Below are 14101 nucleotides of genomic sequence, written 5' to 3' on the forward strand. Positions count from 1 at the left end.
TGATGGAGGATAATGAAATCAAGGGGAATGACACAGCGGTTTTACCCATCTTTACGCATTTTAACCCGCCAGGCTTAAGCATATTATTTCAACAAAAGCTCCCGAATCAGATGTTAGCACTATATGTGTAAAAATGCCTGTTAGATATCTGCCAGGTAACTGAAAAATATTGCGTTATTCCTGTTTCTCTCTGACAGTGACAGCGGTGTCTACATAAAACAGAGCAATAAGGTAAAGGGAATGATTCAACATAAATCGAAGATATTGACGTTTACGCTGTTGACTGTCTGTTTGATGTCTATCAACGGCGCGGCGATGGCGGCAAATGTTCCCGCAGGAACAATTCTTGCAGAAAAACAGGAACTGGTCAGAAACAATGGCAGTGAGCCAGCGTCGCTGGATCCGCATAAAGTCGAAAGCAACGTTGAGTTTAATTTAATCAGCGATATGTTCGACGGACTGGTGGCGGTTAAGTCGGATGGGTCTATCGAACCCCGGCTGGCCGCGTCCTGGGAGAACAAAGACAACACCGTCTGGACCTTTCATTTACGTCCGGGCATAACCTGGTCAGATGGGTCTGCCATTACCGCACAGGATGTCGTCTGGAGCTGGCAGCGTCTGGTCTCACCGCAAACAGCTTCACCTTATTCCTCGTATCTGGGCAATATGCACGTAGCAAACGCCCTCGATATTGCCCAAGGGAAAAAAGATCCTGCCGATATCGGGGTCAAAGCCCTGGATGATAGCACGCTGGAAATTACCCTGACGCAGCCAACGGCGGCGTTTCTGGCGATGCTGGCGCACCCGTCACTGGTTCCGCTGGATAAAGTGCTGATCGGCCGCTTTGGTGATAAGTGGACCCGGCCAGAACATTTTGTCTGCAGCGGGGCGTACAAGTTATCGCAGTGGGTAGTCAATGAGCGCATCGTTGCCGTGCGTAACCCGCATTATTGGGACGATCGGCACACCGTCATTGATAAGGTCACTTATTTGCCCATCAGTTCAGAGTCCGCAGACGTTAACCGCTATAAGGCCGGCGAAATCGACATTGTGTATAGCGTCCCGGTCAATCAGTTTGCGCAGTTGAAAAAGACGATGGGCGATGAACTCTATGTCTCACCTCAGCTTTCAACCTATTACTATCAGTTCAATACGACGCGAGCACCGTTTAATGACCCGCGCGTGCGCCGGGCGCTGAATATGGCGTTAGATAAAGACATCATCGCACAAAAGGTGATGGGGCAGGGACAACGCGCGGCGTGGGTTATCAGCCAGCCGGAAATAGGGGGAGTGCAACTGCATGCGCCGGAATATGCGGCGTGGCCGCTCGAAAAACGCATTGCCGAAGCTAAGAAACTGCTGGCTGAAGCCGGTTATGGCCCTGAGCATCCGCTTAGCTTAAATCTGCTCTATAACACCTTCGAAACGCACCAGCGTATTGCCATTGCCGCATCGTCAATGTGGAAGAAAAACCTCGGCGTAGAGGCGAAGCTGCAAAATCAGGAATGGAAAACCATGCTGGATACCATGCACACCGGTAATTTTGACGTCGTGCGCTACGCATGGATCGCCGATTATGATGATGCCTCAAGTTTCCTCAATATTTTCCGTACCGGCGATAGCGAGAATACCACCAGGTACAGCAATCCCGCTTTTGATGACGCGATGCGCAATGCGGCGAAAGCAACTTCGCTGGAGGAGCGAGGCAAATACTACCAGCAGGCTGAAGACCTTTTAGGAGAGGATGTGCCAGCGATTCCGGTTTACCACTATGTCCGTACGCATCTTGTGAAGCCGTGGGTGGGAGGATTTGCGCCAGATAACCGGGGAAATTACTACACCAAAGATATGTTCATCAAAAAACATTAAGCGCTGTAGCCAGTATTTGTGCTGAATAAACGGTCAATCTGTTGTTATTTCAGTCGATTAACAATATTTTGGCTGTTTTTCAGGCAAACGAACGCATTGGTGCTTTACAGGTCCGTTCGGGATGTTTATAGTGCGCCTCATTGGAAGCGTGGCCGAGCGGTTGAAGGCACCGGTCTTGAAAACCGGCGACCCGAAAGGGTTCTAGAGTTCGAATCTCTACGCTTCCGCCAAACATAAACCCCGAGCTATTTAATAGCTCGGGGTTTTTTCGTTTTGTGCAGTTTATGTCATGCCATCTTTCACCAGCCTTAGTCGCGCAAGGGCAACTCAGCGCTGCTGCCCGGCGGAAAGCTGACGAACTGAATCATCTTCATATCTGGCAATGCCTACATGAGCGAACGCCTTTTCATTCGTCGTAATATCCATAGCAGCCCCAGCATAAAGGCCAGGTAGCCCATAACGTAATATCCCTGCTGTCTTCGTTCTGCGAGCGTTGGGTCGGCCGCCCATGCCAGAAAGGCGGTAACATCCCTGGCATATTGCTCTTCCGTTTCAGCTTGTAGCGACGCCGGGCGCCATTGAATCTCTCCGCTGGTCAGCGGTTTCGGCATGTTAATCACGCCACCGGGAAAATAGCGATTAGCCTTAAGTTCGGGATCGGCAGGTTGATAACCGGTTAGCAGTGCGTAGACGTAATCTGCTCCCTGGTCCGTGTAGGGCAGAAAAGCATCCAACAGAAATTGCGGGAATCCGCGATCGTATGAGCGGGCACGCACGATATAGCTCAGGTCAACGGGAGAAGCACCATTGTTAAGGTATCGTGCTTCCTGCTCGTTTAGATACGGCGAGATGAAGCTGTCATTTAGCGTCCCGTCTCGCTCGCCAATCTGGCCGTCATCCTGAATCTCAGGAAACTGATAGCCGCTGGCGATACTTCTTGCTTCTTCAGCCGTGAGTTCCGGACCGCCGGGCCTGGTCAACGACCGAAAGCTAAGGTGCTTTATGCCGTGACAGGCGCGACACTTCTCTTCATAAACCTGCAGGCCACGTCGAAGCTGCGCTTTATCATACTGGCCATTGATGCCGCTGAAGCTCCATTCCTGCCGTTCAGGCGTGGCTTCCTGCGCATATGAGGAACCCAGTCCCAACAGAGAAAAGGACAGAATGCTGATTTTCAATAGTTGTTTCATCATCAATCCTGCTTTTCCAGAAAACGACGGCAAGGTAATACGATTAAAAACCAGGCAAACCAAATCAGAGTCGAAAGCTGCGATGCGGCACGGATCCAGCCCTCTTCGTTACGGAAACCGTCAATAAGATCGGGGCCAACCAGCGCTTTCGACCCTAACCAGCCTAAAAAGCAGGCATTAATGACCCACAGCCAGAATCCGCATTTAACCAGTTTGCTGTAATGGCGAAAACGAGCCCGGGAAGTATCAAGCCAGGGAAGGAAATAGAAAATCAGTACCGAGCTGCACATTGCGGCTAAGCCAACGAATTCATTTGGGAAGCAACGCAAGATGGAGAAGAAGGGGAGAAAATACCATTCCGGCGCAACAATCGCGGGTGTAACTGTTGGATCCGCAGGAATAAAGTTATCGGCGCTGCTCAGATAATGCGGCGCGAAGAATAAAAACCAGGCGAAAATCATCAAAAAAAGGATGATTTTGATGGCATCAAGATCGGTAATTTTGTAATCGAACAGCAGGCTCCTGGACTCTTTCTCGCTAAACCTCTTTTTCATCGCCTGCGCAAACGCCGACTGTACGGTGCGAATATGAAAAACCGTTGCGCCGACAATCACAAAGGGAAGAATAAAGTGGAGAACAAAAAAGCGGCCAAGCATCGGCGTTCCCGGAGTATGGCTGCCGACTAAATATGCGTAAAGGGTATCGCCCACCAGCGGAATGGCCTGGGCAAAGCGGGTAATTACCGTAGCCGCCCAGTAGCTTTTTTGCCCCCAGATAAGGCTATAACCAAGAAATGCGGTCATCATCAGCAGGATATACAGCGTCACGCTAATCATCCACATTGTCGTCCAGGGCTTGCGGTAAACGCTGTAGTACATGCCACGAAAAATATGCAGATAACAGGCAAAGAAAAAGAGCGACGCGCCAATAGCATGCATGTTGCGTAATAGTTCTCCATGGCGAACCGCACGCATAATATGAATAATGGAGTCAAATGCCAGCTCGGCCGTCGGCACGTAAAACATCGCCAGCACGATACCCGTAAGGATCTGCACGGCGAGTATAACGAGCAGGATGGCGCCGATTGCGAATACCCAGAGTCCGGCAATCGAGCGAGGAAACGGGATACGCCAGCGAAGCGAATAGACGCGCTCACTCCTCATTTCAGGCTTCCTTCGTGCCGATACGCACGGCCTGACCATCCGAATGAATAACGTAGTCCGGAATTGCCAGGTTGGTCGTCGCGGGGCCGCGCGTCACGCGCCCGGACGTATCAAACTCTGAACCGTGGCACGGACAGATCCAACCCACCCCTCCTGGTCGGGCGTTGGGTACGCACCCGGCATGTGGACAATACCCTTGAACCACCAGCCATTGAGGATGAGTAGCAGAGACCCTCTCGCTGTCCGGTTGTGGGTCGATAAGCGTATGCCAGTCGGCACTTCTGGCAGTAATAATCTCATCCTGGGTGCGATGGTGAATAAGAATCAGCTTTCCCTGCCATACGCGTCTGACGGTTTGTCCAGCAGCAACCCCCGCAAGAGAGACATCAATCGGTTCATTTTCCGCAAGAGTCTTCTCATCCGGGCCCAGGGCCGAAACCAGCGGCCAGACGGCAGCAGCGACGCCTGCCGCACCGACGAATTTTGTCAGTTTACACAGACATTCCCGGCGCTGTTCCTGGATTTCGCCATCTGCAAGTTTGTTCTCTGTCACCTCGAATTTCTCCCTGAGTATCGCGGATTAACGTTTGTCGATACGCGCGTAAATTTCCTGAAAGCGCTTATCAGCAATACCCGGTGCTTTGAATGCCCGATAGCTTGCTGGTAACGTGGCATCTCCTACCTTAATCAGCATCACCATGCCCTGAGCGTAATGCGGTGTACATTTGATGCCGTAAAATCCGGCATTGTCATAAGTTACTTCGATCTCTTCATCTATTTTTCCCAAAAAACCGGGATAGTTAGCCGGAGACAATTCAGCGATTGAAGCCGCGTTGTGGCTCTTATGTTTACGGATAAACTTCACCGTATCCCCGGGCTGGATCTCCAGATAATCCGGCTCATAGACCATTGGACCCGCAGACCCACGATTTTTCATCAAAACGTCGTGAGTTTGTGCGAAGGTTGAAGAGGCGAGGGCGAGTAAACATAAAACTTTCAGACTCTGTTTGAGATATTTCATCGATTCTTCCTTAAAATTCATCAGGTCTTTGATAACGGATAAAACAGTTTTCAGCGCCTGTTTCATGTTCAACAATGGCGTCGATACCAAACCAGGCATGGAGGTTTTCGCGGGTAAACACGGCGCAAGGAGTCCCCTGCATCGCCATATGCCCGGATGTCATGACGATGATGCGATCGCAGAACATCGCGGCATGATTGAGGTCGTGCAGAGCGGCAATGACCGTGAGCTTTTCACGTTTAACCAGACTAAGCAGGCCAATCTGATGTTGAATGTCGAGATGGTTGGTGGGTTCATCCATCAGTAACAACTGCGGCTGCTGCGCCAGCGCCCGGGCGATATGCAGGCGCTGTTTTTCTCCCCCGGAAAAGGTATGCCAGCATCGGTGCTGTAATTCACGGAGATCGACCTTCTCCAGCATAGTTTGCACGATATCGTCATCTTTGGCGGACCAGGGCGAGAGCAGGCTAAGCCAGGGCGTGCGCCCCAGAGAAACGGCTTGTAAAGCGGTAAGACGCTCGCTGGTTTCTGCCTGTTGTTCGACCAACGCCACCCGCTGCGCAAGGTGACGGCGCGAATAATGCTGGAGCGCCTTTTGCTGCAGGGTGATACGCCCGGAAGTTGGCTTCAGCAAACCGGCCAGCAGTGAAATCAGTGACGTTTTGCCCGAGCCGTTGGGACCGATGATGCCGACAAACTCGCCGGGCGTTACGCTGAGCGAAATATCTTCAACAATCGTCTTACCTTTTACCTTCCAGTACAAATTACAGGCTTCAATAACGACTTGCGCAGAGGTAACGAGTGGCTGTACGAGATTCACCGTCATTTGTTCTGGTTTCCTCTAATCAGAATGATTGAAAACGCAGGAGCGCCAACCAGAGCCGTGATCACGCCTATTGGTAGTACCTGACCGGGTAGTAACGTGCGGGAAATAACATCAGCGATAATGAGGAAAATAGCTCCGGTAAGCGCACTAACCGGCAGCAGTCGATGATGCTGGTTGCCGACCAGCAGACGAGCAGCATGAGGGATCACCAGACCGACAAAGCCGATCGCACCCACAATGGAGACCATAATCGCCGTCATGCCGGTGACGGCGGCAATCAGTACTGCACGGGTACGTTTTACCGGAATGCCCAGCGATGCCGCAGACTCCGCGCCAAAGGAGAAAGCATCAAGATGGCGGGCATAACAGAAGCACAGCGCGATACCGACCAGAGCGGTAGGAATGGCTAAGACTACATCGGGCCAGCGTACACCGCTCAAATTGCCCAACAGCCAGAACATAATACCGCGTGCTTGCTCGGCGTTTGCTGAGCGGGTGATGATAAGCGATGTAATCGCATTGAAAAGCTGGGAGCTGGCGATCCCGGCAAGGATGATTTGGGTTGTTACACCCCCACCTTGTCTACCGCCAGCGGCCATCGCCAATAGCGCAACGAACAGAAATGCCGTCAGCGCACCAATGAAAGCGCCCAATGACATACTGATGATGCCAGCCCCAAGTCCAGTGAGAGCAATCAGCACCGCTCCGGTGGACGCTCCGGCAGAAATCCCCAGTAGATAGGGTTCGGCGAGCGCATTGCGTAGCAGCGACTGTAACACTACGCCGGAAACAGCCAGGCACGCGCCGCAACTGGCCGAGACCAGCGCTCGGGTCAGGCGGTAGTTCCAGACGATCCCTGCATCCAGCGCATCGACAGGATAGTGTGTATCAAAAAGATGATTTGCCAGCGTGCTGAGAACATGCTGCCAGGGGATAAGCGTTTCGCCGATGGAAATCCCCGCCAGCAGCACGCCACACATTAGCGCACTGACCCAAACGGCATGCCCACTGACTCTCACCGCAAGCTGACCAACAGCGCGACGCATCCTGCGTGAATCACTCATGATTATCTGCGTTCCTGAGTAACGGAGATGCGCTATACCGTGTGAAGATATAGCGCAAAACGTAGATTAATGAGCAGCCTGCGGATGTGCTAAGCCATATTCAACAAGGGCATCAGCCAGTTTTTCCACACCATCAATAGTTCTGATCCCGGCATTCATGGTCTGTACGTCAATGACCGGTAGATGGTTTTCCTTGACGGCAGGAACCAGTTTGGCGACAGGATCGGACTTGAGGTATTCCATCTTGACCTTCCAGTCATCCGCCGGGAAGCGGCGACGGCTCATCTCACCGAGCACAATGAGTGAAGGATTCGCTTTTGCGATGGTTTCCCAACCCACCGTTGGCCACTCTTCAGCAGAATCAATCACATTCTTCACTCCCAGCGTTTGGGCGATCCATGCCGCCGGACCAAACTTCCCGGCAACGTAAGGGTCAAGCTGGAGATCGGCGCTTGAGAACCAGAACACGGCGGAAACATTCTCACCCATTCCGGTAATTTTATTTTTCGCTGCGGCTTCACGTGCTTTAAGGCTGGCAATCAGCGCCTCGCCTTTATCCTGAACATCGAAGATTTTCGCCAGATCGGCGACTTCCTGATACACCATGGCAATATCAAACATGCCCTTACGGACACCATCACCACCATCTTCGTTATCTTTCGCACAGTCAGCTGGCGCGGTGTAAACAGGAATTTTCAGTTCACTAAACTGTTCGTAAGAGGCAACCGTGCCAGCAGGGCCGATTTGCCACTCAAATTGACTGGCGATCAGATCCGGTTTTTTCGCCACGATCCCTTCAAAGCTTGGAATATTTTGCGCGATAACGGCGACTTTTTCATTTGCTGTTTTATAAGCCTCCAGTACCGGGCCAAACCACAGCGAAGTACCCACGACGCGATCGGCCAGCCCCAGTGAATAGAGAATCTCGGTACTGTTCTGACCCACCGTCGCCACGCGCGTTGGTGCCTGATTGAAGGTAATATCGCGGCCACAGTTTTTAATCGTCAGAGGATATTCGGTTTTTGCTGCCTCGGAAAAACCGGAAGTAAGCAGGAGAGCAGTCGTGCCAAAAATAGCCAGAAGCGTTTTTTTAGAGAAGTAAAAGGTAGAATTAGCGTTCATTATCATCGTCCCGTTGATGCCAGAATCTTAAGGTCTGGTCATGGCTTATTTCATTCCATATATCGGGAGGAGACATGAAGATAGATGACATTGAATCGTGAAATTTAAGAATGAAGATATGCAAAAAATGCAAATAAGCTTTACTCAGCCAAAATCTTATTCATAAATACACTACCGCTTGCGTCAAATAATTCATCCCATGGACCATCCCGTCCACTCAATGGCATACACCTTTGACAGCAGGTCTCCTGACTCACGGTAATCAGAATATCGGCCTTCCCATAAAGATGAACTTTACAGTGACCTGTGGTTTATGAGCCACACAGGGATATTCTGCATCCGCCTACAGTTGCGGGGGCAGTTATGGAATTGAATTGAATAATTCTCACCATATTCCTATTCATATACAAAAATGTAATGAAATGCTGTCGAAAGCGACTCTAGCGGCAATTGTTAACAAGGTCAACCATAGAGGGCAAGAGATGAAAGGCAGTGGTGTGGGGAAAAATACCCATTTAATACAGTGGGTTATGATTTTGTTGGTTACTGCGATGTTGTAAATGAAAATAGCAACAGGAAGCTAAATGAGAATTGGTTGATATTGATCAAATTACACGCATGCTGAAATTTCTGTGTATGAAACATATTGATCACCATCAAAAGTTCCGCATATCAGCGCTTGACACTTTTTTGTGTACTCTCCATATGTACCAATTGCCATTCATCCTGCATATCCATAATCACGTTAAAATTGTTACGCAACCAGAAATAATACCCTCCGGGTAAAAAATGATGTGTGTGGAGATACAAAGTCTTATATTGATGTCGCTGACAGAATACCTCAGCTAAAGCAAACAACTGACTTCCGATCCCCTGTCTGCGGTAGCGCTCATCCACGTAGCAACGACAAATTTCCGCCGTTTCAGACAAGGTATAGCGACCACGTAGTTCAGTAATACGATCATCATATTGACATACCGCCAGTGTAGCGATTAATTCCTGGTTTTCACTCCACGCGCAAAGCAATGAATTCCTTTCCTGCAAGATATACTGTTGTGCGAGATCAAAGAGATCTTCTTCGGCAGAAGGCATTGCTCTACCGGTATTGAAGTATAAATTAAGATGCTCAACAAGAAACGACTGAACAGCAGGAATATCGGCGGGAGTCATCTCACTAAACCTAAATGGGATCATGGCAGCATAACTCAAATTTAGAACGGAAAATGATAATAACAATAAGACCACTTTAAAAACAATATTGAGCAGTAGGAGACAGACTCGCAATTGCATACGGAGCTATTCTCATTACGGGTTATAAATGGGTGTTTGGGCGGTCTCCACAGAGTGCAATCAGGCAGAAACACTTAACAAAATTCTTCGCGCAGAAGGTCAGGCTGTCGCGAGAACTAAGGATTTCAGCGTCTTCTTGGGACAGAAAAAAGAATTGCATCCTATTGGGCTGCCAGACATTTGCAACTGGGCTGCATTTTTTTCTTCATTACCTGAATTGCCCTTATAGAAAAGCATCTGACATTTTGTTTTTGAAAACGACGTCTCAAAACATATCTGTATTCATTCTCTAAGCAGAATATTATAGAAACTAAATTATGAGTGGTAAGAGTAAATGTCACAACAAGGTGATTTACAATATGGATTATTTCATGCTGTAATAGTTGATTAAGGTTAGGGTTTAGAGTATCTTTAATCTAATCGTACATTTTCAAATAAAAGCAGATAATAACAGTATGAAAATCAGACTCTATAATTTTTCAGAAGACACAAATGAAGTTTTTGTTTTTAGATGGACTCGGAAGCACTATGAATTTTGCATGGATAACGATATCTTTTTGAATCATAGAGGTAAGAAAGTTTATAAAGAAAGAAATTTGTTACTGTTCTCGAAAGGTGACAAAATTAGAATTGAAGCTGATGTTATTGCTGAACAATATTCCACAATGCCAGTAAAAAGTTTTTCTAGCGTTGGTGCGTTTTCATTTCCAACCTGTTATTTTCCGGGTAATGTAAATATCGGAAGATTTTGTAGTATTGCATCAAACGTAAAAATCATGGGAGGGAACCATCCTATGAATCGTTTTACAACTCATATGCTTACTTATAATGGCGAGTTTGATAAATATGCTGCCAACGAGTTCGGACAAAACTGGGTATTGAAACCATTTATTACAAAGCCTAAAAATACAACGATTGGTAATGATGTCTGGATTGGCAATGATGTCGTTTTAAAAGGTGGTATTTCAATTGGTGATGGTGCTGTTGTTGCAGCAAATTCCGTTGTTACTAAAGATGTGCCTCCATATGCTATTGTCGCAGGGGTTCCTGCGAAAATTATCAAATACAGATTTGAGTCAGATATTATTGAACAGTTGTTAAAAATAAAATGGTGGAACTATAATTACACCGATTTACCCGATAACAGCAAGTGTGATGATATTATAAATTTTGTCACTGAAATGAGCACGTTGATATCGAATGGCACTATAAAAGAAAAAGCATATAAAAAATTTAATCTTACCGAAATATTTACAACTCTTTAGTTAAATATGTCATTGTTGGGACTATTATCCGGCGCAAGCAAAATGAGATAAGGACAACACGATGATAAAAGTTAGCATCTCGCTAGCGATGAGCGTCTTGCCATTGTCAGCATATGCAGCAACGACCGGACTAACCAGCCCGGCACCGAGCGTCTGTGTAGAAACGATCGCTATTTCGGGCCAGATGGTAAGCGTAGCGGGAAAGTGAATACTCGTTACACCGCTCTATTGTGCAGACAGAACGATAAATCCTGATAGTCCTGCGCGCTTTCCCTGCCTGCGCGGCGGGGACGCCGTTTTCTGCTTTTCCATCTGCCCGCAACACTAACTCTCAGAAATGAGAGGCCGATCCTCTGAGCAGGACTTTTGTCCTCAATCCTCTGCAAACCGCTGGTTACAATCCCTGCATATCTTCAATACCCATAATTCAGGAATTGTTATGACTGCACATATTAATGCTAAAGCGGGTGATTTTGCGCCAACCGTTATTATGCCGGGCGATCCGCTTCGCGCTAAGTTTATTGCCGAAAATTATCTAATGGATTACCGCGAAGTCACCAATGTACGCAATATGCTGGGCTATACCGGTCTTTATTTTGGGCAACCTGTTTCGGTGATGGGACATGGCATGGGTATACCGTCAATGACGCTTTATGCTCATGAACTGGTACATGATTTCGGTGTACAGAGAATTATTCGTGTCGGCAGTCTGGGGGCAACACAACATCATGTCAAAATGCGAGATATTATTCTTGCCATCGCCGCCGGAACGGATTCCGTCACAAATTTAAAACGTAGCGCGGGCTACACGATGGCGACATCTGCCCATTTTCCATTATTGCAGCAGGCGTGGGCATTGGCGCAGAAGGCCGGTATTGACGTTAAAGTCGGCAATGTCTTCAGTGGCGATCTTTATTACGATCCTGACGAAAATTTAATACCTGCACTGGAAAAGTTTGGTGTGCTGGGTGTGGATATGGAAGTGGCAGGGTTATACGCTTTAGCGCATCAGTTTAATATTGAAGCGTTGGCTATATTAACCGTATCCGATCATTGCCTGACAGGAGAAGAAACAACGGCGGAAGAACGGCAGTTAACCTTTAAAAATATGATAGAGCTGGCGCTAAATACAGCTGTTACGGCTTAGCATCAGCATTTAAATGAACCAATCAGAGATGGCATTATATGAAGAATAAAATAGCACTTACGCTGATTAGTTTTCTGGCAAATTTTATTATGGCAGGATTTGCCAGTCAGTTTGGCATGCTAATTGAACCGATTGCAGTACGCTACAGTGCCGATGTGAATACCGTCGCCTCGATATTTTCGTTGCTTAACGGTGGGGCGTTAGCTGGGACCATTGCCGCCTTTTTCCTGATTGAGAAAATCGGCGTTAAGCGTATGACGCTCATTATCTATTCGATAGTGTTCCTCTGCGCTCTGGCAATGCACTTAAGCCCTGGCTTATGGCCGGTGATGGTCGCCATGACCCTGGTGGGTTTCTGCGGCGGGATTGGTCTGTGCGTGGCCGGAACGATCGTGGTTTCGGTTTGGCAGGATCGCATTCAAAGTACGATGCTGGTGGTGCAGGACGCCACCTTTAACGTCGCGGGCGTAGTTTTCCCGCTGATTACCACCTTCGCCCTGACGCACAATATGTCGTGGAGTTACAGCTATCTGAGCGTAGGCATAGTGGCCTTACTGACGCTGGGCGTTGTGGCTCTCACCCGCTTTACCGCCTGTGAAACGGCTCCTGCAGCGGATAGCGCAGACCCGGTGAAATCCGAGTGGAATCCAGGGATTATCAGCGGAGGCATTGGCCTGTTCTTAGGTATGTTGGCGCTGTATACCTTCCTGACCTGGGCACCATTATTTGTGAAGAACAAATTTGGTATTCCCTTCGAAGAAGCAGGTAATATTATTACGCAATACTGGGGTGCTGCGCTGGTCGGCGCGTTAGTCTCAACCGTTATTGTTTCCCGCGTAAAGATACATTATTTCTTGCTTAGCATTATTTTGTTAGCTTGCGTTATTACCACCATCATTGTCACGAAGGAAAATATCTCCGGGCTTGATTATCTGGCCTATAGTTACGGGTTTGTCTGCGCAGCGCTGTATAACTCCTTTATTGCCTACGGGGTTTCTTTCGTGAAGCGCGCGAGTAGCCAGAACGTTTCTTATATTTTAATTAGCGGTAGTGCTGGCGCCATGTTTAGTCCGGCGATCAGTGCGCTAATGGAAAAAACTATGGGATTGCAGAAAATTATGTACGCAATACCGGTGTTGTATTTAATTATCTTTATTATGTTGATGGGTACATTAAAACTCAAACGTAATTAAACACAGTAATAACGCTTACCTCTTTAATTAGATAGCCCGCCGACACGCCATTTATCTGGTGGGACGACACTCAACCTTGCTCAAAGGAATTGAAAATGCTGAAGAAAAATAAATCAATGATGAAAAAAACAGTTCTGGGTGCGGTAATTGCGATGTGCTGTACGCAAGCGCTTGCGGCTGATTATGCCGATGGCAACATCCGCAAAAATGATTTTAACTGGATGCAGATGAACTTAATGCAAAGTGTGGATGCGAAAGTGCCTTATGGTATTCGTAATGACACCTATCTTGAGCTGGAGTTTGGCGCACGATCCGGGATTATCGATCTGTATGGTTATGTGGATTTCTTTGATATTTTGGATCGCGAGCAGGACGATCGTCACGGGGGAGATAACTTCTTTGCCAAGATATCTCCACGTTTTTCCCTCGACGCCATTTTTAATAAAGATTTATCCGTTGGGCCATTTAACGAATTCTATATCGCAACGGTAAATAACATTGGTGACCGGGAATTATTTGAGCATTACGTTGGTCTCGGCACGGATGTTAAAGTGCCGTGGTTTGGTCTGGTGGGAATGAACATTTATGCGCACTATGTACGTGAAAATTACGGTGCAGATAACGAAGGCAAGTGGGATGGTTACATGTTCTCGACCAACTGGTCGACGCCGTTCTATACGTTCGCCAACGGCAGTTATTTGAACTATCAGGGTTACTTTGACTACCAGTTCGCCGCGAACAAGATTGCTAACCAGCCGTTATATAGCAATAACGCGATTGAATGGTATAACGGCATCTACTGGCATTCAGAGCATTATGCGGTAGGTTATGGCTTAAAATATTTCCGCAACATGGCATTGATGGAAAACCACGGTGGAGCAGGGCGTACCACCGGGCTGGGTCACTATTTCAACCTCACCTATAAGTTCTGATTGCGCTGAAATGACACAC

General features: G+C 48.0%; 13 protein-coding genes, 1 tRNA gene, 1 pseudogene and 1 riboswitch. Of the genes and pseudogenes, 7 read left to right on the top strand and 8 right to left on the bottom strand.

The features are described 5' to 3' along the window. Nucleotides 1–240 precede the first annotated feature (240 nt). Together KQJ19_RS04295 and KQJ19_RS04300 are read left to right on the top strand one after the other, a co-directional pair. Nucleotides 241–1869, top strand: coding sequence for an ABC transporter substrate-binding protein (locus tag KQJ19_RS04295; RefSeq protein WP_216403372.1), 1629 nt, complete (start codon nucleotides 241–243; stop codon nucleotides 1867–1869). 142 nt (nucleotides 1870–2011) lie between these two features. Beyond that, nucleotides 2012–2099: transfer RNA gene (locus KQJ19_RS04300), tRNA-Ser, on the top strand. A 156-nt stretch (nucleotides 2100–2255) separates the two neighbouring features. On the opposite strand, the gene KQJ19_RS04305 is transcribed toward KQJ19_RS04300, so the two are convergent. The 8 genes from KQJ19_RS04305 to KQJ19_RS04340 all read right to left on the bottom strand — a co-directional run bounded on the left by KQJ19_RS04305 (nucleotide 2256) and on the right by KQJ19_RS04340 (nucleotide 9449). After that, a complete protein-coding gene (locus KQJ19_RS04305; RefSeq protein ID WP_200079703.1) occupies nucleotides 2256–3059 on the bottom strand; it encodes a cytochrome c1 in 804 nt (267 codons plus the stop codon). A 2-nt stretch (nucleotides 3060–3061) separates the two neighbouring features. Then, nucleotides 3062–4222: a cytochrome b N-terminal domain-containing protein gene (locus KQJ19_RS04310; protein ID WP_103766114.1), complete on the bottom strand. Its 1161-nt coding sequence runs from the start codon at nucleotides 4220–4222 to the stop codon at nucleotides 3062–3064. A gap of 1 nt (nucleotide 4223) precedes the next feature. Next, nucleotides 4224–4775 (bottom strand): ubiquinol-cytochrome c reductase iron-sulfur subunit, encoded by a 552-nt coding sequence (gene petA, locus KQJ19_RS04315; protein ID WP_049042414.1) that lies wholly within the window; start codon nucleotides 4773–4775, stop codon nucleotides 4224–4226. Between the two features lie 27 nt (nucleotides 4776–4802). Beyond that, complete coding sequence (locus KQJ19_RS04320; protein WP_047501117.1) at nucleotides 4803–5243, bottom strand: pseudoazurin; 441 nt, start codon at nucleotides 5241–5243, stop codon at nucleotides 4803–4805. Between the two features lie 10 nt (nucleotides 5244–5253). Further along, nucleotides 5254–6069, bottom strand: coding sequence for an ABC transporter ATP-binding protein (locus KQJ19_RS04325; protein ID WP_153690541.1), 816 nt, complete (start codon nucleotides 6067–6069; stop codon nucleotides 5254–5256). Continuing rightward, on the bottom strand, nucleotides 6066–7133 hold the full coding sequence (locus tag KQJ19_RS04330) for an iron ABC transporter permease (protein ID WP_016156150.1): 1068 nt from the start codon (nucleotides 7131–7133) through the stop codon (nucleotides 6066–6068). Before KQJ19_RS04330 ends, KQJ19_RS04325 begins: the two co-directional genes overlap by 4 nt. A gap of 66 nt (nucleotides 7134–7199) precedes the next feature. After that, complete coding sequence (locus KQJ19_RS04335) at nucleotides 7200–8255, bottom strand: ABC transporter substrate-binding protein (RefSeq protein WP_216403373.1); 1056 nt, start codon at nucleotides 8253–8255, stop codon at nucleotides 7200–7202. Nucleotides 8256–8475: 220 nt separating this feature from the next. Further along, nucleotides 8476–8700, bottom strand: a riboswitch (cobalamin riboswitch). Between the two features lie 227 nt (nucleotides 8701–8927). Then, nucleotides 8928–9449, bottom strand: a complete 522-nt coding sequence (locus tag KQJ19_RS04340) for a GNAT family N-acetyltransferase (protein WP_216403378.1) — start codon at nucleotides 9447–9449, stop codon at nucleotides 8928–8930. 551 nt (nucleotides 9450–10000) lie between these two features. Between KQJ19_RS04340 and KQJ19_RS04345 the strand changes: the two genes are divergently transcribed. From KQJ19_RS04345 to KQJ19_RS04365, 5 genes and pseudogenes are all read left to right on the top strand, one after another. Continuing rightward, nucleotides 10001–10810, top strand: coding sequence for a CatB-related O-acetyltransferase (locus tag KQJ19_RS04345; RefSeq protein WP_047501112.1), 810 nt, complete (start codon nucleotides 10001–10003; stop codon nucleotides 10808–10810). Nucleotides 10811–10957: 147 nt separating this feature from the next. Further along, nucleotides 10958–11065 (top strand): annotated as a pseudogene (locus KQJ19_RS23940) (hypothetical protein); the annotation flags it as partial. Between the two features lie 184 nt (nucleotides 11066–11249). Beyond that, on the top strand, nucleotides 11250–11957 hold the full coding sequence (gene deoD / locus KQJ19_RS04355; RefSeq protein ID WP_016156154.1) for a purine-nucleoside phosphorylase: 708 nt from the start codon (nucleotides 11250–11252) through the stop codon (nucleotides 11955–11957). 38 nt (nucleotides 11958–11995) lie between these two features. Further along, nucleotides 11996–13150 (top strand): MFS transporter TsgA, encoded by a 1155-nt coding sequence (gene tsgA / locus KQJ19_RS04360; RefSeq protein ID WP_016156155.1) that lies wholly within the window; start codon nucleotides 11996–11998, stop codon nucleotides 13148–13150. A gap of 95 nt (nucleotides 13151–13245) precedes the next feature. After that, nucleotides 13246–14082 carry an outer membrane protein OmpK gene (locus tag KQJ19_RS04365; RefSeq protein WP_016152568.1) on the top strand — a complete coding sequence of 279 codons (837 nt, stop codon included), beginning with the start codon at nucleotides 13246–13248 and terminating at the stop codon, nucleotides 14080–14082. Nucleotides 14083–14101: the final 19 nt, after the last annotated feature.

Origin of the sequence: Citrobacter sp. S46_ASV_140 (genome assembly GCF_018919545.1) — a bacterium.
GTDB classification, from domain to species: Bacteria; Pseudomonadota; Gammaproteobacteria; order Enterobacterales; family Enterobacteriaceae; genus Citrobacter; species Citrobacter braakii.

What these genes read in the sequence shown, in the direction of transcription:
- KQJ19_RS04295 (WP_216403372.1), top strand. Translation starts at nt 241, where the DNA reads ATGATTCAACATAAATCGAAGATATTGACGTTTACGCTGTTGACTGTC.
- KQJ19_RS04305 (WP_200079703.1), bottom strand. Translation starts at nt 3,059, where the DNA reads ATGAAACAACTATTGAAAATCAGCATTCTGTCCTTTTCTCTGTTGGGA.
- KQJ19_RS04310 (WP_103766114.1), bottom strand. Translation starts at nt 4,222, where the DNA reads ATGAGGAGTGAGCGCGTCTATTCGCTTCGCTGGCGTATCCCGTTTCCT.
- KQJ19_RS04320 (WP_047501117.1), bottom strand. Translation starts at nt 5,243, where the DNA reads ATGAAATATCTCAAACAGAGTCTGAAAGTTTTATGTTTACTCGCCCTC.
- KQJ19_RS04325 (WP_153690541.1), bottom strand. Translation starts at nt 6,069, where the DNA reads ATGACGGTGAATCTCGTACAGCCACTCGTTACCTCTGCGCAAGTCGTT.
- KQJ19_RS04330 (WP_016156150.1), bottom strand. Translation starts at nt 7,133, where the DNA reads ATGAGTGATTCACGCAGGATGCGTCGCGCTGTTGGTCAGCTTGCGGTG.
- KQJ19_RS04335 (WP_216403373.1), bottom strand. Translation starts at nt 8,255, where the DNA reads ATGAACGCTAATTCTACCTTTTACTTCTCTAAAAAAACGCTTCTGGCT.
- KQJ19_RS04340 (WP_216403378.1), bottom strand. Translation starts at nt 9,449, where the DNA reads ATGATCCCATTTAGGTTTAGTGAGATGACTCCCGCCGATATTCCTGCT.
- KQJ19_RS04345 (WP_047501112.1), top strand. Translation starts at nt 10,001, where the DNA reads ATGAAAATCAGACTCTATAATTTTTCAGAAGACACAAATGAAGTTTTT.
- deoD (WP_016156154.1), top strand. Translation starts at nt 11,250, where the DNA reads ATGACTGCACATATTAATGCTAAAGCGGGTGATTTTGCGCCAACCGTT.
- tsgA (WP_016156155.1), top strand. Translation starts at nt 11,996, where the DNA reads ATGAAGAATAAAATAGCACTTACGCTGATTAGTTTTCTGGCAAATTTT.
- KQJ19_RS04365 (WP_016152568.1), top strand. Translation starts at nt 13,246, where the DNA reads ATGCTGAAGAAAAATAAATCAATGATGAAAAAAACAGTTCTGGGTGCG.